Below are 17,890 nucleotides of genomic sequence, written 5' to 3' on the forward strand. Positions count from 1 at the left end.
GTGGTCACAGCCGCAGTTTGCCTCTTGCATCCCACCCAATCCGGGAGGAAGCAGGACACGCTTGTGAACGCGTTCACATTCACAAGCATTATGTCGTACCGCTGTCGGCATCTTTCAGGGGGGTCCCCCCTAGCGAATAAATTCAACAGATTGTTGAATGCGACCCATGAAGATTCGATTCCTCTGGCCCGCCGGCCAGCTCACCGCAACGCTTGACGAAACGCCGACCGCCAAGGCGCTCGCCGACGCGCTCCCCATTTCCGCCTCCGCCAACACCTGGGGCGAGGAGGTCTACTTCGACACCGGCGTCTCCGTGGCACTGGAGCACGACGCCCAGCAGGTCGTCGAGCCCGGCACGGTCGCGTTCTGGACCGAGGGCGACGCGCTCGCGCTGCCCTACGGCCCCACTCCGATCTCCCGCGGGGGCGAGAGCCGCCTGGCGAGCCCGTGCAACGTCCTCGGCTCGTTCGACGGCGACCCCCGCCTGCTGGCCACCGTCCGCGACGGCGACCCCATCCGCGTGGAACTGGCCTGACACCAGTCCCGGGAGCACCACCTCTCCTGCGGGAGCACTACATCTCCTTGAAGAACGCCTCTGCCGTGTGCAGGAAGAGGTCGTTCGCCTCGGGCTCGCCGATCGTGACCCGCAGGCCCTCGCCCGCGAAGGGCCGGACCACCACGCCGGCCTTCTCGCAGGCCGCCGCGAAGTCGGAGGTGCGCTCCCCGAGCCGCATCCACACGAAGTTGGCCTGCGTCTCGGGCACCACGGTCCAGCCCTGGGCCAGCAGCGCCCCGTAGACCCGGGCGCGCTCGCCCACCAGCGACCCGACCCGGCCCATCAGCTCGTCCTCGGCCCGCAGCGAGGCGACCGCCGCGTCCTGGGCGAGCTGGCTGACGCCGAAGGGCACCGCGGTCTTGCGCAGCGCGGCGGCCACCGGCTCGTGCGCGACCGCAAAGCCGACGCGCAGGCCGGCGAGCCCGTACGCCTTGGAGAACGTTCGCAGCACGGCGACGTTGGGGCGGTTGCGGTAGAGCTCGATGCCGTCCGGGACCTCGACGTCGCGGACGAACTCCTTGTACGCCTCGTCGATGACGACGAGGATGTCGGAGGGCACCCGGTCCAGGAACCGCTCCAGCTCGGCACGGCGCACGGCGGTGCCGGTGGGGTTGTTGGGGTTGCAGACGAAGATCAGGCGGGTCCGCTCGGTGATCGCCTCGAACATCGCGTCCAGGTCGTGCACGTCGCCCTCGGCCAGCGGGACCTGAACCGACGTCGCACCCGAGATCTGAACGATGATCGGATAAGCCTCGAAAGACCGCCAGGCGTAGATGACCTCGTCGCCGGGACCCGCCGTCGACTGGATCAGCGACTGGGCGACACCGACCGAGCCGGTGCCGGTGGCGATGTGATCGGCCGGGACCCCGAAGCGCTCGGCGAGCTCGTTCACCAGGCCGGTGCACATCATGTCCGGGTACCGGTTGAAGTGGCCGGCCGCGGCGACCGCGCTCTCCAGGACCCCAGGCAGGGGCGGGTACGGGTTCTCGTTCGAGGACAGCTTGAACGCGACCGGACCGCCCGCAGCCGCGGGCTTCCCGGGCTTGTAGGTGGGAATGCCGTCCAGCTCGGCGCGCAGCTTCGGGCTCTTCTCGCTCACCGCAGGTCCTCCTCGACCATCCCGTACGACGTCGCCGTCGACTCAATACTCCTCACCTTATGAGGATTCCGTCCATCCGAGAACGGCAGGCGCCTGGAATGCGGGAGAGCGCACGCATATATGCGTGCGCCGGTGGCCTGCGCCGTGGCGCGCGTCCCTCGTACAGGTGAGTTGAGCAGAGCCCGAGAGCGCACCGTTTTGGCATGCACGGTCCCGTCGACAAGGACACCAGACACCCTGAGCGACCAAGCGCCTTCATTTCCAAGGTCATTGGGGGTGGCGAACCGTGCAGAAACGTGCCTGTCAACGCGTGCATATGCATCCGGGCCGCGCTGCCCACCGAGCCCTACTATCGGCTCGCCATGACAGCAGCAGGGAAGCATCAGGTGAGCCGGACCGAGACCACCCGGCGGGCCGCCGGCCGACAAAGCCGGGCCGGCATCAGGGACGTGGCCGCCGCGGCGGGCGTCTCGATCACGACCGTCTCCGACGCCCTCAACGGGAAGGGACGGCTGCCGGACGCCACCCGCCGCCACGTTCGCGAGGTCGCAGACCGGCTGGGCTACCGCCCCTCCGCGGCGGCCCGCACCCTCCGTACCGGCAAGTCGGGCCTCATCGGCCTGACCGTGACGACGTACGGGGATGAACCTTTCACCTTCACCGAATTCGCGTACTTCGCCGAGATGGCCAGGGCGGCCACCTCCGCCGCGCTCGCTCGCGGCTACGCCCTCGTCATCCTCCCCGCCACCTCCCGACACGACGTCTGGTCCAACGTGGCCCTCGACGGCACCGTCGTCATCGACCCCTCCGACCACGATCCCGTCGTCACCGAACTGGTCCGCCAGGGTCTGCCCGTCGTATCCGACGGACGCCCGGCCGGCTCACTCCCCGTCACCGCCTGGGTCGACAACGACCACGAGGCCGCCGTCCTGGGCCTCCTCGACCACCTCGCCGCCGCCGGAGCCCGCCGCATCGGGCTCCTGACCGGCACCACCACCGACACCTACACCCGGCTCTCCACCACGGCCTACCTGCGCTGGTGCGAGCGCGTGGGCCAAGATCCCGTCTACGAGTCCTACCCCGCCCACGATCCGTGCGCCGGCGCCGTCGCCGCCGACCGGCTGCTCGCCCGGCCCGACCGGCCCGACGCCGTCTACGGCCTGTTCGACCCCAACGGCACCGACCTGCTCGCCGCCGCCCGGCGCTACGGCCTGCGCGTTCCCGAGGATCTACTGCTCGTGTGCTGCAGCGAATCCACCGTGTACGCCAACACCGAGCCGCCCATCACCACCCTGTCCCTCAAACCGCGCCGCATCGGCACCGCCGTCGTCCAGCTGCTCATCGACGCCATCGAGGGCGTCGACACGGGCGGACCCGTCGAACAGGTCATCCCGACCGAGCTGATCATCCGTACCTCGTCCCAGCGCAGGCAGCCCCGTACGACCGTCAGCCCGCCCCGTTCCCCGGCGCAGGACTGACCACCACGTCGGCCCAACGGCGGGGCCACCGGCCCCGCCCGGGATTTCAGCAACACTCATATCGGGAGAAACCGGCAGGAAGGACCAGCTCCGACCAGGATTCACCACCCCTGGTGCGTCACAGAGCGCGAGCTGCATTCCTATGATGGGCGCACGACATCACGGACCCTCCGCCCCCGAGGCGGAAGGGTCCGCAGGTGTACGGCAGCGCGACGGTGGTGGAGGGGTCGATGACTCAGGGGGCCGGTCAGGGACCCGCGGTGCGGACGGACACCGAGCGGGACTTCCGGTTGCCGGTCGCCGAACCCGCCTCGCATCCCGTTCACCCGGGAGCCGCAGCAGCCGGATCGGTCGGCTCCACGGGGTACGGGGCGGACACACCCGTCTACGGCGAGTACCCCGCGTACTACGACGCGGGCCCGGCTCCCGTCCCCGCGCAGCACGGGTACGGCCACGAAGCCCCGTACGGCGCCGCCGGCGCCTTCGGAGAGCCCGCCGGCCACCAGATGGGCCACGCCTCCGAGGAGAGCGACCCCGACGGGTACACCCCGACGCAGCGCGATCTCCCCGTCATCGGGCGCGGCGCCCTCGGCGGTCCCGGCGACACCGTTCAGATCCAGTACGTCCCCCAGGAGACCCCCGGCGAGGGCCCCGGCCCGCTCTACGTCGTCGGCGACGTCCACGGCTACATCGACGAACTCGTCGCCGAACTGCAGTTCCAGGGGCTCATCGACGCCGACCACAACTGGTCCGCCGGCAACGCCCGGCTCTGGTTCCTCGGCGACTTCACCGACCGCGGACCCGACGGCATCGGGGTCATCGACCTGGTCATGCGGCTCTCCGCCGAAGCGGCCGCCGCGGGCGGCTACTGCAAGGCCCTCATGGGCAACCACGAGCTGCTGCTCATCGGCGCCAAGCGGTTCGGGGACACTCCCGTCGTCTCCGGCGCCGGCACCGCCACCTTCCAGGCCGCCTGGCTCCTCAACGGCGGTCAGCGCACCGACATGGACCGCCTGCAGGACGTCCACCTCCAGTGGATGTCCCGGCTGGACGCGGCGGTCCTGGTGGACGACCACCTGCTCCTGCACTCGGACACCACCGCCTACCTCGACTACGGCGACTCGGTCGAGGACGTCAACGACACCATCCACGAGCTGCTCAACCGCAACGACGCCGACATCACCTGGGACCTGTTCCGCAAGTTCACCAAGCGCTTCGCCTTCCGCGACGAGGACACCGGCCCCCAGGCCGTACGCGAGCTCATCGGCACCTACGGTGGCAGCCGGGTCGTACACGGCCACAGCCCCATCCCCTACCTGCTGGGCGAGGTGGGCACCGAGGACGGTGACGGTGCACACGGTCCCGAGGCCGTCGTCGGCCCGCACGTCTACGCGGAAGGCCTGGCCATCGCGATGGACGGTGGCGTGACGATGGCGGGCAAACTGCTCGTCGTGCAACTCCCGCTGAACGACTGAGGCTTCCCGGAGCTGGGTATTTCCGGAAAGCCCCTGTCGACGTACGGCGTGGGCGCTCTACCATCGCTCTATCCGTAGCAGGCTCTCCTCCGTTTGTGCCGGCGCCCCGTTCAACACGGACATACCGGTCCCCACGGAGCATCGGGGGATGCACATGACCAGCGCTCCGCACCTGCTCACCGAAGACCGACCGGAGTTCGATCGGCTCCTCGACGAGGCGCTGCGCACGGCGAACGCCCGGCCCGAGCTCGCCGCCCTCGGCGAACGGCTGAACGCCGAACAGCTGCGCACCATGGCCATGGGGGCCACCGGGCTGCTGACGGCCGCGGCCGCAGCCGAGTACGACCACTACGTGAAGGTCCGCAAGGAGCGGCAGGACGAGATCCTGTCCACCCCCGGGACGACGGGGGAGGAGGGCGACGGGCAGGGCGGTGGCGCGGGCGTCAGCGCCGTGGTCGCGGTCCTCGCGCCGGTCCTGGCCGGCACCGCCATGCTGATCTTCCTGCTGGTGGGCTACATCCTGAAGATGATCGAACCCGAACCGGCCTTCGCCGACACGATGCTGACGGCGGGTTGGCTCTTCGGCGGACTGACCGCGGCCGCCCTGCTCTTCGCCGTGATCGGGCTGCTCGTGACGGCCGTACGCAACAGCTCCACCGAGGTGGCTGCGGACGAGACCGAGGCGGTACCCGACGAGGTGTCGCGGGCCCGGGAGGCCTGGCGCAACGCCCTGCTGGAGCGGGGCATCGTGCCGTTCCTCCGGGACGCGCTGGCCGATCCCAGCACGGGGGCCGGCTTCCCCGCCCCCAGAAAGCCGGGAGCCGGGCGCATCCCCAACCTGGGATACACCCGGCCCGATTTCACCAGTCCCGGGGCCCCGGCTGAGGGGCCCCGTCCCGGTTACTCGTCCCCGGACTTCACCAGTCCGGACTTCGGCGGCCCGGAGACCGAGCCGGAGTGAGGGCTAGTTCGACTCGAGGCTGTTCGGGGGACCCGCGTAGTTCAGGTCTCCCTTCCACTCGGGCTCTCCCTTGGAGACGCCCTTGGCCCGGACGACGGGGGTGGGCGGCGGCGTCTGCTCCTGCCAGCCCGCGGCGTCCGGGATGAAGTTCTGCCCGTTGACCGCGATGTGGAGCTGGAACACCCGGCCCGTGGTCGTCAGGACCTTGATGTACGCGGCAGTGGCCTGGCCGTCGATGGAGACTCCGCAGGCGAATCCCGTTTCCTCGCTGTCGGGGTAGCCCGGGAGGCCGGAGACGTCGATCCAGGTGGGTACGCCACCCACGGTGGTGGCCCGGCCCGCGAAGGTGTGACCGTTGCTGAGCGCGGCGTGGAAGTCCTCGTTGTTCGACGGCGCGAAGCTGTCGATGTCACTGCACGGACCGGTGGAGCCCGTGGAACCCGTCGCGCCCGTCGAACCGGTTGCACCCGTGGAACCGGTTGCGCCCGTGGCACCGGTCGGACCGGTGGCGCCCGTCGCACCCGTGTAGCCGCGCGGCCCGGTCGGACCCGTGACTCCGGTCGCACCCGTAGCGCCGGTCGCACCGGTGGCGCCGGTGGCACCCGTGTAGCCGCGCGGCCCGGTCGGACCCGTGACTCCGGTCGCACCCGTAGCGCCGGTCGCACCGGTCGCTCCGGTCGCACCCGGGTAGCCGCGCGGCCCGGTCGGACCCGTCGCACCCTTGGGTCCCTTGGGTCCCTTGGGTCCGCGCGGGCCCACCTTGCAGTCGTCGCCGTGAGCCGCCGCCGGCGCACTCGCTCTGTGGCGCTGGGACTTGCAGTGGTCCGGACCCCCGGACGCCTCGGCCAGCGCGACCGCCGGGGACGCAAGGCCACCCAGTACCAGCGCCACCGTGGCGAGCGTGCCTCCCGTCAGCCAGCCGGCCCGTCGGGGCAGCGGCCCCAGGTAGGTACGGGTTTTGTTCTCAGAACTCATGTACCGCTCCTCGCACACACCGGATCGAATGGAACTGCGAAGTCCGGAGATGCGACCGGGCTCCGCGGGCCATCCTGGGGACCCGGGCGCCTTGAACCCGACCGGCGCGCCCATCGGTCAGCGGAACGGCGGACCCCACACCGCCACTTGGCGGCCTGCTGCGGGGCCACTCGGGTCCGCCCGGAGGTTCGAGTCCCCGCGGCTCCGCGGCGGTCCGTGTTTCACGTGAAACATCCGTTCCTGTTTCACGTGAAACATCGGTGAGCCCGCCCGTCTAGCCGGCGGACCGGTCTCCCAGCACCCGCCTCCGCTGAGCGACATCCGCGAGCGCCGGCGAGCGCCAGGCCCCGTCCGGGTGGTACAGGTTCCGGCCCGGCTCCACGATCTCGTCGATCCGGTCGAGGGTCGCATCGTCGAGGACCAGTCCGGCGCCCTTCAGCAGGGCTTCCAGCTGCTCCATGGTCCGCGGGCCGGTGATCACCGAGGTGACGGCGGGATGCGCCAACGGGAAGGCCACCGCCAGCTCGGGCAGCGTGCAGCCGATGGAGTCGGCGAGCTCCACCAGCTGCTCCACAGCCTCCAGCTTCGCGACGTTGCCCGGAATCGCGGGGTCGAACCGGGCCGGAGTCAGCGCCGGACGCCCCGAGGTCATGTCGACTGCGCTGCCGAGCCGGTACTTCCCGCTCAGGAACCCCGACGCGAGCGGGCTCCAGGTCAGGACGCCCATCCCGTACCTCCGGGCCACCGGCAGCACACTGGTCTCGATCCCGCGCGCGAGGATCGAGTACGGCGGCTGCTCGGTCCGGAACCTCGGCAGGGCCCGCCGTTCGGCGACGTGGTGCGCCTCGACGATCTCCTCGGCCGGGAAGGTGGAGCAGCCGAAGGCTCGTATCTTGCCGGCCCGGACCAGATCGCCGAGGACGGACAGGGTCTCCTCGACGTCCGTGCCCTGATCCGGCCGGTGCACCTGGTAGAGGTCGATCCAGTCCGTGTCCAGTCGGCGCAGGCTGTCCTCGACGGCACGCACGATCCAGCGCCGGGAGTTCCCGCTGCGGTTGCGGCCCTCGCCCATCTGGAAGTGCACCTTGGTCGCGAGCACGACGTCGTCCCGCCGGCCCTTCAGGGCCTTGCCCACGATCTGCTCGGACTCCCCGGCGGAGTACATGTCCGCGGTGTCCACGAAGTTGATGCCGTGATCGAGCGCGGTGTGGATGATCCGTGCGCACTCCTCGTGATCCGGATTGCCGACCGCGCCGAACATCATCGTGCCGAGGCAGTGCGTGCTGACCTCGATGCCGGTCCCACCCAGAATTCGGTATCGCATGCTCATGGGCCCGGACTCTAGGAGCTGGAGCGCACTCCAGGACAAGCCCTACGGCGAAGCCTCGTGCGACTACCGGACGTGCGGCGGCCCGGAGCACCGGCCGGACCGAAGTCCGGCGGCACTCCGGGCCGCTTGGGTTTCACCGTCGGATCACGGTGCTGCTCGCACCGGGCTCACCGACTCGGGGACTAGCCGCGGGGCTTGTCATCCTTCGGCACCATGTGCTCGGCGACCGGCGCCTCGGCCTCCGGCATCTTGCCGGACCGGTTCTTGAGGTCGGGCTTCATGGTCTGCGGCTTCTGGAGGAACATGTCCCTGGCGGGCACGCGCAGTGCGGGAGCGGTCTGGGGGCCGGGGATGATCTGAACCCAGGGGTGCTGCTGCCCCATCGCAGCCGTCCCGCAGTCCAGGGACGGTTGCGGGTTGCTGACGGTGCAGAAGGTCTCCCAGACCTGCCCGGTGATGGTCGAGATCTCGATGTTGGCCCCGTTGGCGTGCTCGTCGACGGCGATTCCGCACGCCACCCCGGACGGGTAGTTCGGGTTGCGCGCGGGGTTGGTCAGGTTGTGCCAGTCGAAGTTCGTGTTGGGGTTCCCGAGACCACGGATTCCGACGTACGCGACCCCGTTGATCATCACCGCCTTGATCTCTCGGGAGGAGCTGGGCTTGTAGTTGGCGATGGCGTTGCACTGCGAGGAAGGACCGGTCGCACCTGTGGTACCGGTGGCACCGGTCGCACCCGTGGCGCCCGTCGCACCAGTGACACCGGTCGCACCCGTAACGCCTGTAGCACCCGTCGCACCTGTGGCGCCCGTGGCACCGGTCGCACCTGTAGCGCCCGTCGGGCCGGTCGGTCCGGTCGGGCCAGTCGGTCCGGTCGCACCCGTGGCACCGTCAGCACCCGTCGCGCCGGTCGCACCATCGGCACCCGTCGGACCGGTCAGGCCGGTCGCACCCGTGGCACCGTCGGCACCCGTGGCACCGGTCGCACCGTCAGCACCGGTCGGACCCGTCAGGCCAGTCGCGCCCGTGGCACCGTCGACACCCGTCGCACCGGTCGCTCCATCGGCACCCGTCGCGCCGGTCGCACCGTCAGCACCCGTCGGACCGGTCAGGCCGGTCGCACCCGTGGCACCATCAGCGCCCGTCGCACCGGTCGCTCCATCAGCACCCGTCGCACCCGTCGCGCCATCAGCACCCGTCGGACCGGTCAGGCCGGTCGCACCCGTGGCACCATCTGCACCCGTCGCACCGGTCGCACCATCGACACCCGTCGGACCGGTCGGGCCCGTCGGGCCTGTGGCACCGTCAGCACCCGTGGCACCGGTCGCGCCATCGGCACCCGTGGCACCGGTCGCACCATCGGCACCCGTCGCACCGGTCGCACCGTCAGCACCCGTCGCACCGGTCGCACCGTCAGCACCCGTCGCACCGGTCGCACCGTCAGCACCCGTCGCGCCCGTCGCACCGTCAGCACCCGTCGCACCGGTCGCACCATCGGCACCCGTCGCGCCCGTCGCACCGTCAGCACCCGTCGCACCGGTCGCACCATCGGCACCCGTCGCACCGGTCGCACCGTCAGTACCCGTCGCACCATCGGCGCCCGTCGCACCATCGGCACCGGTCGGCCCGGTCGGTCCGGTCGGCCCCGTCGCCCCATCCGCACCTGCTGTGCCGGTCGCGCCCGTGGCGCCGTCGGCACCGGTGGCGCCCGTCGCGCCGCTGGCTCCCGTCGCGCCGCTGGCTCCCGTCGCACCCGTCGCACCCGTCGCGCCGCCGGGACCTGCCGGGCCCGTCGGCCCCGTCGGCCCCGTCGCGCCGGCCGGCGGGCAGCCGTGGTCGTGGCCGTCGTGGTGGTCGCGCCCCTCTTGGTCGCGCCCGTCGTGGTCGCGCCCCTCGTCTTCGCGCCAGCCGCCGTGCTCGTCGTCGTCCCCGCCGCCCCGGCTCCAGTCCTGTGGCGGTCCGTCGTGCGGCTCGCAGTCCTCGCCTCCGCCGCCGCCCGACGGAGTCGTGGCTCTCACGGCCGTGACCGTCGGCGTGACCGCCGCGACAACGGGGTTGGCCATGCCCACGAGTACGAGGGAAAGCGAGGCCAGGGCACCTCCCGCGATCCAGGCACGATTGCGGGGGACGGGACCAAGGCGGAGCTTGGTCTGGTGCTCACGACTCATCTGCAGCGCTCCTTCGGAACGGAAGGCGAGCCGGAACGGTTGGCGCCCCGGCTGCGAGTTCGAACGTCCTTGGGACTTACGGACGGAGCCGCCCGGATCTTGAGATGGCCGCGATGTTTATCAGCAGAACGGCTTATCAGACGCCTCCGAACGGCTGCGCCGCCGCCCACCGGCCGGTAGCGCCACCGGCGTGCCGCCGCCCCATCGGCGCCCGCACTCCCTAACGTCGCCCGCGATCCGTCCGACGAGAGGGTGCTGCGGTGAGGCCGACCATCTGTCTGAACATGATCGTCAAGAACGAGGCGCCGACGATCCGGAAGTGCCTGGAGTCGGTGCGCCCTCTGATCGACACCTGGGTGATCGTGGACACGGGTTCCACCGACGGCACCCAGGACGTCATCCGCGACTGCTTCGCCGATCTGCCCGGCGCGCTCCACGACCGGCCGTGGAAGGGTTTCGACGGCAGCCGCACCGAGGCGATCGAACTCGCGCGCTCCAGCGCGGACTACCTGCTGTTCATCGACGGCGACGACGAGATGCAGATCCGGCCCGGGTTCCGCATGCCGGACCTGACCCTCGACGCGTACCAGGTGGCACTGCACGACGGTCCGATCGTCCACTGGCGGCCGGCGCTGGTCTCCACCCGGCTGCCCTGGCGGTACGTGGGCGTACTCCACGAGTACATCGACTGCGGCACCGAGTACGTCCGCGACGTGATCGAGGGCTTCAACATCCTCTCCGTCGGCGGTGGGGGCCGTCTCCGGGAAGAGGGTCAGCGGGCGAAGTACCTGCGCGACGCGGAAGTCCTCACCGAAGGCCTCGCAAAGGAACCCGGCAACAGCCGTTACGCGTTCTACCTGGCCCAGAGCTGGCGCGACGCGGGAGAGCCGGAGAAATCCCTCGACGCCTACGACCACCGCGTGGCCATGGGCGGCTGGGCCGAGGAGACCTACTGCGCGCAGCTCTACGCCGCACGGCTCGCGGTCACCCTCCAAAGGCCGTCGGCCGAGGTGATGGACCGCTACCTGCGGGCACACGAGAGCCGGCCCTCACGCGCCGAGGCCCTCGGCGACCTCGCCCGGCAATGCCGCCTCGAAAGCCGTTGGCCCCTCGCCTACCTGTTCGCCCGGCAGGCAGTACGGATGCCGCCCCCGGACGACATCCTCTTCGTCGAGTTCGCCTGGCACGACTGGCGCGCACTCGACGAACTCGCGGTGGCCGCCTACTGGACCGGGGAGTACCAGGAGTCCTCGGACTGCTGCGAACTCCTGCTCCAGGGCGGCAAGCTGCCCGACGACCAGCAGGACCGGGTCCTCGCGAACCTCGAGTTCGCACGGCGCAAGCTGGGCGTGGCCTCCCGGGCCTTCGCCTGACCGTCCGCCCCCGTCAGGTCACAACGGCGGCCCGCGACTCCCCCCTCGGTGTCGCGGGCCGTCCGTGTGTACCGGTGGCGGGAGGTCAGTCCGCCAGCGGCAGGTACACGCGGTTGCCCGCGGCCGCGAACTCGGCCGACTTCTCCGCCATGCCCGCCTCGATCTCCTCGGCGCCCAGGTCGCCACCGTGCTGGCGGCGGATGTCCTGGGAGATCTTCATCGAGCAGAACTTCGGACCGCACATGGAGCAGAAGTGCGCGGTCTTGGCCGGCTCGGCCGGGAGGGTCTCGTCGTGGAACTCACGGGCCGTGTCCGGGTCGAGGGCCAGGTTGAACTGGTCCTCCCAGCGGAACTCGAACCGTGCGTCCGACAGGGCGTCGTCCCATTCCTGGGCGCCCGGGTGGCCCTTGGCCAGGTCCGCCGCGTGGGCCGCGATCTTGTACGTGATGACACCGGTCTTCACGTCGTCGCGGTTCGGCAGGCCCAGGTGCTCCTTGGGCGTGACGTAGCAGAGCATCGCAGTGCCCCACCAGGCGATCATCGCGGCGCCGATGCCCGAGGTGATGTGGTCGTACGCGGGCGCGACGTCGGTGGTCAGCGGGCCGAGCGTGTAGAACGGCGCCTCCTCGCAGATCTCCTGCTGAAGGTCGATGTTCTCCTTGATCTTGTGCATCGGGACGTGCCCGGGGCCCTCGATCATCGTCTGCACGTTGTACCGCTTGGCGATCGTGTTCAGCTCGCCCAGCGTCTTCAGCTCCGCGAACTGCGCCGCGTCGTTGGCGTCCGCGATGGAGCCGGGGCGCAGGCCGTCACCCAGGGAGTACGTGACGTCGTACGCCGCGAGGATCTCGCAGAGCTCCTCGAAGTTCGTGTAGAGGAAGTTCTCCTTGTGGTGCGCCAGGCACCAGGCGGCCATGATCGAGCCGCCGCGCGAGACGATGCCGGTCTTGCGGCGCGCGGTCAGCGGCACGTACGACAGCAGCACGCCGGCGTGGACCGTCATGTAGTCGACGCCCTGCTCGGCCTGCTCGATGACCGTGTCCTTGTAGATCTCCCAGGTCAGGTCCTCGGCCTTGCCGTCGACCTTCTCCAGCGCCTGGTACAGCGGCACGGTGCCGATCGGCACGGGAGAGTTGCGCAGCACCCACTCGCGGGTGGTGTGGATGTTGCGGCCGGTCGAGAGGTCCATGACCGTGTCGGCGCCCCACTTGGTCGCCCAGGTCATCTTGTCCACCTCCTCCTCGATCGAGGAGGTGACCGCGGAGTTGCCGATGTTGGCGTTGACCTTCACCAGGAACCGCTTGCCGATGATCATCGGCTCGATCTCGGGGTGGTTCACGTTGACCGGCATGACCGCGCGACCTGCGGCGATCTCCTCGCGGACGACCTCGGGGGAGACGTTCTCGCGGATCGCGACGTACTCCATCTCCGGGGTGATCTCGCCCCGGCGGGCGTACGCGAGCTGCGTGACCGCGGCGCCGCCACGGCCGCGGCGGGGCTGGCGCGGACGGCCCGGGAAGACCGCGTCGAGGTTCTTGAGGCCACCGCGGGGCGAGGTGTGCTTGATGCCGTCGTCCTCGGGGCGCACGGGGCGGCCCGCGTACTCCTCGGTGTCCCCGCGGCTGATGATCCAGTTCTCGCGCAGCGGCGGCAGGCCCCGGCGCACGTCGGTCTCGATCTGCGGGTCGGTGTACGGACCGGACGTGTCGTAGAGCGTCACGTCCTTGCCGTTGGTGAGGTGGACCTGGCGGACCGGCACCCGGATGTCGGGGCGGGAGCCCGCCACGTAGCCCTTGTGCCAGCCCGGCTGGCGCTCGGTCTGGCCGTCGGCGTCCTGGCTGACGGCAGGCGTGCGTGCGTCCTGAATGGTCATGAGACCTAATCTCCCTACGCCGGCATTACCCGGTAACAGGTTCGGCGGTCGACGCAGCCTCTTCCCGTACGCATATTCGAATGCGAACGGTGATCAGCGCCCTCTCAGCCCGGTGCTCCGAGCTCCCGCGTTGTGCAAAGTAGCCCCCACGCTAGCGTCATGTGTGGCGTGCTGAACAGTGGGCCCCCTCATCTGTTGCGATGATCAGTCAGTGACGTCCTCGCCGCAGCCCCCCACCGAACCCACGGATCCCGCTGGTCACGCCGGCCACGCAGGCCACGCGCATGCGGAACCCGGTCACTCGCCCGCCCCCTCTGCCGGACACTCCCACGGCCATGCGCACAGCCACGGCCCGGCGGCCCCCGTCTCGAAGCACCTGCGCAAGGTGATCGCGGCCGTGCTGATCCCCTTCGCCACCGCCGTCGTGATCGGCATGGTGGTGCTCTGGCCCGGCGGTGCTCCGGGCCACGAGCGCACCGGGGTCGGCTTCGACCGGCAGACCCAGCAGGGCACGGTCGTCGCGCTGCAGAGCGTCGACTGCAAATCCGTGAACGCCGCGCAGGTGCCGCCCACCGGCGATACCTCCACCCCCGAGGGGCGCGAGGCCCTGGCCGCGCAGAACGGCGAGTGCAAGAAGGCCACGATCAAGGTCGGCAGCGGGCCCGACAAGGGCCGGGAGTTCGTCGAGATCGTCCAGCCGGGCGCACCACGACAGTTGACGGACGGCCAGGGCGTGGTGGTCGCCTACGCCCCGGACGCGCCCCGGGATCTCCAGTACTCCGTGATCGACGTGAACCGCAAGCTGCCGATGGCCCTGCTCGCCGGCATCTTCGCCCTCTCGGTGGTCCTCGTCGGGCGGATGCGCGGGCTGTTCGCGCTCATCGCCCTCGTCGTCAGCTTCGCCGTCCTGACCCTCTTCATCCTCCCGGCGATCCTGCAGGGGTCGAATCCGCTGGTCGTGGCCGTGGTCGGAGCCAGTGCGATCATGCTGATCGCGCTCTACATGTGCCACGGGCTGACGGCCCGCACCTCGGTCGCGGTCCTCGGCACCATCATCTCGCTGCTGCTGATCGGCCTGCTGGGCTCGCTGTTCATCGACTGGGCGTTCCTCAGCGGCAACACGGACGACAACACCGGGCTGATCCACGGGCTCTACCCGAACATCGACATGAGCGGTTTGCTGCTTGCGGGTGTCATCATCGGATCGCTCGGCGTACTCGACGACGTGACCGTCACTCAGACTTCGGCGGTCTGGGAACTCCACCAGGCCGACCCCTCGATGGGCCCGCGCGGGCTCTACCGGGCGGGCATCCGCATCGGGCGGGACCACATCGCCTCGGTGGTCAACACGCTGGTACTGGCGTACGCGGGCGCGGCGTTGCCGCTGCTCCTGCTGTTCTCGATCGCGAACAGCAGCATGGGGTCGGTGGCCAACAGCGAGCTGGTCGCGGAAGAGATCGTACGAACCCTCGTGGGCTCGATCGGACTGGTCGCCTCGGTACCCGTGACGACGGCTCTGGCCGCGCTGGTGGTGTCCGCGGACCGCGCGGAATCCCCGGCGGCCACAGCGGCCTCGGGGCCGCTCCGCGGCGGCCGGGGCCGGAGACGCAAGCGCTGAAAGGCGGACCGGCGGGCGCGACGGGTCAGTTCGCGCAGGCGGCCGGTCGTGAGGAACGGCAAGGTGGAGCACTCAGCGTGTCGGCACGCTGAGCCGTGGTGCCGTGGTGCGGTGGTGCTGTGGTGCGGTGGTGCTGTGGTGCGGTGGTGCGGTGTGCCGTGGTGCGGTGGTGCTTGCCGGCGCACCCTGGTCACGAGGTGTCCGGCCGGGCTCGTGTCAGCCCGCGTTCTGCTCGTTCTGCTGCGACTCCGCGAGGATCTTGTCGAGCGCCTCGTCGAGGTTCTCCTCGAAGTCCCCGAGGTTGCGCTCCTGGCCGAGCGGAACGATCCGGTCGGTACGGTCGAGGAACGCCACGAGTGGCGCCGCGCTCGCACGGAAGAGAGCCCGGTCTGCACCTACTTGCAGCCGGATGTGGACGTCGGACAGTTCCTCCGGATCGGTCGGGGCGATGTGGACATCGCCGTCACCGCACGGCTTGTTGATGCCGTCGAGAAGGAGCTCCCGGCCGAACGCCCAGGTCACGGGCGCATCTCCGGGAAGGTGGAAGGTCAGGCGGACTGCGTAGGGGTCACGAGCGTCGTACCGGAGTTCCACCGGGATCCGGAACGAGAGCTCCTCGGAAACGAGGAAACTCATCATGACCTCTGCCTGTACCGACTCGCGCATTGCCTACCCCGCTGTAGTGGAAGTGGCCAGGAATGATCCCCCAAGGCCCTCTTGACAAGAGTGGTGGAAGCGCTAGCAGATCACAAGGAGTGAGTTTTCAGATACTGATAGAGAACGAGAGGGTGCTCAACAGCGCGCCTACTTCACTCCGTAGCCGATCGACCGCATACAGCAATCGACTTTCCTGGTGCAGAGGAAGAGAAATCGCCATGGTCGCGGCGGTGTCGCCGGCCGTGATGGGGATGGCCGCGCACACCGTGCCGAGGGCGTATTCCTGCCGCTCGGTCACCGGCTGCATCCGCTCCATGGAGCTGATCCGCTGCTCCAGAGCCCGTAGATCCCGCACGGTGTAGGCGGTGATGGCCTCGACCGGGTGACGGTCGTAGTAGTCCATGCGCGTCTTCTCGTCGAGCTGGCCGAGCAGGCACTGCCCGATGGCGTGCGCGTGGCCGGTCTCGCGGAAATCGGCCCACTCTTCGCAGGCCGGGTTCGCCGGGGTGTCCGAGACGCCCACGACCTCGATTTCACCCTCGCGGTAGACCGCGAAGTAGACGGGGGCCCCGACCGCGTCGCGGAAGTGCGCGAGGGAGTCGAGGATCATGCTGCGACGTTTCTGCTGAAGTCCGCCACCGGCCAGTCGGCCCGCGGCGTCCCCCAGGACGAAGACTCCGCTCTCCCGTCGCAGATAGCCCTCGTGCGTCAGGGTGCGCAGCAGGTGGTACGCAGTGGGAAGCGGGAGCCCGGCCTCGCGCGCCAGTTGTTTCGCCGGGGCTCCCTCACTATGGGAACCCACCGCTTCGAGCAGCCTCAGTGCCCGCTGCACCGAACCGATCAGAGTCGGCACACCGGCATTGTGAACCGAAGACAAAGCTCACCCCCAGGCGTGGCGGCGAGCCTTGGGGGGGCCCGCCCTGCGGGGGCCGCCCCCGCGTGTGCCGTGACTCCTGGGGGTCGTGCTCGGTGGCTGTAATAAAGAACCGCAGGTCAGAGCGGTAGTACCGGCGTTCGGTGCCCAGGGAACGGCACAGATTGCCACTCTATCCGCCGATTCCCGGGCTGTGAGCGGTTTGGCGCTTCACGTTCCCTCAGCTGGGTTAATCCCGCTGTGACCCTGGTTGTGCCAGTTCTACCACTCTCCGGCGGAGGACTTCGACTCGGTGCCCTTGAACTTCCTGACGACGAAGATCAGGCCTCCGACGAGGGCCACGAGGAGCAGCGCCTTGAAGAGGAAGCCGATGAGCGCACCGATGATGCTGGTGATCACGCCACCGAAGACGAACAGCACCAGCAGCGGAACGGCGACCCACTTGACCCACCAGGGCATGCCCTCGAATATCGCTCGGATGCCTTCCATGTCCTCGACCTCTTCCTAGTCCGTCTAGCCGTTGAACTCCTGCTCTCGATGCTAGGAGGCCAGGGCTCTCGGCGGGGGCCCGCGAGCCCTCGTAGTCCCCTGATCCGACCCCTAGGGGGACGGGGCTCCGGACCCTCAGTACCGCTCGGTGCCCCTCAGTCCCCCAGGGGCCGTTCACCCTTCCGGCGGAGAGAAGACGACCATCACCTTCAGGTTCTCGGTGATGTGGTGGAACTTGTGCGGCACCCCGGCCGGCACGTAGACCACGCTCCCGTTGGCGACTATCGTCGTCTCCTCCCCGACGGTGATCGAGGCCCGGCCGCTCACGACGAAGTACACCTCGTCCTGGCCGTGGGGCTGTTGGGGATCGCTCTGTCCGGCGTCCAGCGCGTACAGCCCGACCGACATGTTCCGCTCGCGCAGGAACTGCAGGTAGGCGCCCTTGTTCGCGGCCCGCTCGGCCTCGAGCTCGTCCAGCCGGAAGGCCTTCATCTTCTTTGTACCCCTTGTGCTCTCTCGTCCGGCAAGCATCCGCAGATCAGCTGATGTTCCACCGCGACCATCTCTGCAACGATCAGACACATGACGAATTTCGTAGTCAAGACCCTCGCCAACGCGGCAGCCCTGGCCGTCGCCATCTGGCTCGTACCCGGCATCACGCTCGACGAAGGCAGCGGCACGGGCCGCCGGGCGCTCTCCCTGGTCCTGGTCGCGCTGATCTTCGGCCTGGTCAACTTCGCCGTGAAGCCGGTGGTGCGGCTGCTCTCGCTGCCCCTCTTCGTCCTCACCCTCGGCCTCTTCACCATCGTGGTCAACGCGGCGATGCTGCTGCTGACCTCGTGGCTGGCGAAGCAGTTCGACCTCAGCTTCCACGTCGACGACTTCTTCTGGTCGGCGATCGTCGGCGCCCTGATCATCTCCATCGTCTCCTGGGCCGCGAACATGGTCCTGCCCGACAAGAACTGAA

General features: G+C 69.6%; 16 protein-coding genes and 1 riboswitch. Of the genes, 7 read left to right on the plus strand and 9 right to left on the minus strand.

Going from position 1 to position 17,890, the window contains the following annotated elements; translation table 11 throughout:
- The first annotated feature begins 166 nt into the window (after window positions 1-166).
- Complete coding sequence (locus ACFRU2_RS29420) at window positions 167-535, plus strand: cyclophilin-like fold protein (RefSeq protein WP_243331197.1); 369 nt, start codon at window positions 167-169, stop codon at window positions 533-535.
- A 37-nt stretch (window positions 536-572) separates the two neighbouring features.
- On the opposite strand, the gene hisC is transcribed toward ACFRU2_RS29420, so the two are convergent.
- On the minus strand, window positions 573-1,655 hold the full coding sequence (gene hisC, locus ACFRU2_RS29425) for a histidinol-phosphate transaminase (RefSeq protein WP_382977599.1): 1,083 nt from the start codon (window positions 1,653-1,655) through the stop codon (window positions 573-575).
- A gap of 362 nt (window positions 1,656-2,017) precedes the next feature.
- Between hisC and ACFRU2_RS29430 the strand changes: the two genes are divergently transcribed.
- The 3 genes from ACFRU2_RS29430 (at window position 2,018) to ACFRU2_RS29440 (ending at window position 5,569) form a co-directional block, all read left to right on the plus strand.
- Window positions 2,018-3,133, plus strand: a complete 1,116-nt coding sequence (locus ACFRU2_RS29430; RefSeq protein WP_243331194.1) for a LacI family DNA-binding transcriptional regulator — start codon at window positions 2,018-2,020, stop codon at window positions 3,131-3,133.
- Window positions 3,134-3,348: 215 nt separating this feature from the next.
- Entirely contained in the window at window positions 3,349-4,608 is a 1,260-nt protein-coding gene (locus ACFRU2_RS29435; RefSeq protein ID WP_382977844.1) for a metallophosphoesterase, read from the plus strand.
- A 148-nt stretch (window positions 4,609-4,756) separates the two neighbouring features.
- Window positions 4,757-5,569, plus strand: a complete 813-nt coding sequence (locus ACFRU2_RS29440; protein WP_382977602.1) for a hypothetical protein — start codon at window positions 4,757-4,759, stop codon at window positions 5,567-5,569.
- A gap of 3 nt (window positions 5,570-5,572) precedes the next feature.
- Here the strand turns inward: ACFRU2_RS29440 and ACFRU2_RS29445 are convergent, their stop codons facing one another.
- The 3 genes from ACFRU2_RS29445 to ACFRU2_RS29455 form a co-directional block, all read right to left on the minus strand.
- Window positions 5,573-6,544: a hypothetical protein gene (locus tag ACFRU2_RS29445; protein ID WP_382977605.1), complete on the minus strand. Its 972-nt coding sequence runs from the start codon at window positions 6,542-6,544 to the stop codon at window positions 5,573-5,575.
- Between the two features lie 274 nt (window positions 6,545-6,818).
- Entirely contained in the window at window positions 6,819-7,868 is a 1,050-nt protein-coding gene (locus ACFRU2_RS29450) for an aldo/keto reductase (protein WP_382977847.1), read from the minus strand.
- Window positions 7,869-8,056: 188 nt separating this feature from the next.
- A complete protein-coding gene (locus tag ACFRU2_RS29455; protein ID WP_382977608.1) occupies window positions 8,057-8,506 on the minus strand; it encodes a hypothetical protein in 450 nt (149 codons plus the stop codon).
- A gap of 1,793 nt (window positions 8,507-10,299) precedes the next feature.
- Here ACFRU2_RS29455 and ACFRU2_RS29460 point away from each other — a divergent pair.
- Complete coding sequence (locus tag ACFRU2_RS29460) at window positions 10,300-11,412, plus strand: glycosyltransferase (protein ID WP_382977611.1); 1,113 nt, start codon at window positions 10,300-10,302, stop codon at window positions 11,410-11,412.
- Window positions 11,413-11,497: 85 nt separating this feature from the next.
- Here ACFRU2_RS29460 and thiC read toward each other — a convergent pair whose 3' ends face one another.
- The gene (gene thiC, locus ACFRU2_RS29465) at window positions 11,498-13,285 is read right to left on the minus strand and encodes a phosphomethylpyrimidine synthase ThiC (RefSeq protein ID WP_351371703.1); all 1,788 of its coding nucleotides are present in this window, start codon (window positions 13,283-13,285) and stop codon (window positions 11,498-11,500) included.
- Window positions 13,280-13,424, minus strand: a riboswitch (TPP riboswitch). Its footprint overlaps the gene before it by 6 nt.
- 72 nt (window positions 13,425-13,496) lie before the next feature.
- Here thiC and ACFRU2_RS29470 point away from each other — a divergent pair.
- Window positions 13,497-14,903 (plus strand): YibE/F family protein, encoded by a 1,407-nt coding sequence (locus tag ACFRU2_RS29470; RefSeq protein WP_382977615.1) that lies wholly within the window; start codon window positions 13,497-13,499, stop codon window positions 14,901-14,903.
- 216 nt (window positions 14,904-15,119) lie between these two features.
- Here ACFRU2_RS29470 and ACFRU2_RS29475 read toward each other — a convergent pair whose 3' ends face one another.
- The 4 genes from ACFRU2_RS29475 to ACFRU2_RS29490 form a co-directional block, all read right to left on the minus strand.
- Window positions 15,120-15,569 (minus strand): SsgA family sporulation/cell division regulator, encoded by a 450-nt coding sequence (locus tag ACFRU2_RS29475; protein WP_243331178.1) that lies wholly within the window; start codon window positions 15,567-15,569, stop codon window positions 15,120-15,122.
- Window positions 15,570-15,666: 97 nt separating this feature from the next.
- Complete coding sequence (locus ACFRU2_RS29480) at window positions 15,667-16,404, minus strand: IclR family transcriptional regulator (protein WP_382977850.1); 738 nt, start codon at window positions 16,402-16,404, stop codon at window positions 15,667-15,669.
- Window positions 16,405-16,695: 291 nt separating this feature from the next.
- Window positions 16,696-16,914 carry a DUF5326 family protein gene (locus tag ACFRU2_RS29485; RefSeq protein ID WP_266960205.1) on the minus strand — a complete coding sequence of 73 codons (219 nt, stop codon included), beginning with the start codon at window positions 16,912-16,914 and terminating at the stop codon, window positions 16,696-16,698.
- 183 nt (window positions 16,915-17,097) lie between these two features.
- Window positions 17,098-17,415, minus strand: coding sequence for a cupin domain-containing protein (locus tag ACFRU2_RS29490; protein WP_382977618.1), 318 nt, complete (start codon window positions 17,413-17,415; stop codon window positions 17,098-17,100).
- Window positions 17,416-17,505: 90 nt separating this feature from the next.
- On the opposite strand from ACFRU2_RS29490, the gene ACFRU2_RS29495 reads away from it, so the two are divergent.
- Complete coding sequence (locus tag ACFRU2_RS29495) at window positions 17,506-17,889, plus strand: phage holin family protein (RefSeq protein ID WP_382977620.1); 384 nt, start codon at window positions 17,506-17,508, stop codon at window positions 17,887-17,889.
- Window position 17,890: the final 1 nt, after the last annotated feature.

This window comes from Streptomyces sp. NPDC056883 (assembly GCF_042788835.1).
Taxonomy (GTDB): Bacteria; Actinomycetota; Actinomycetes; order Streptomycetales; family Streptomycetaceae; genus Streptomyces; species Streptomyces stoeckheimensis.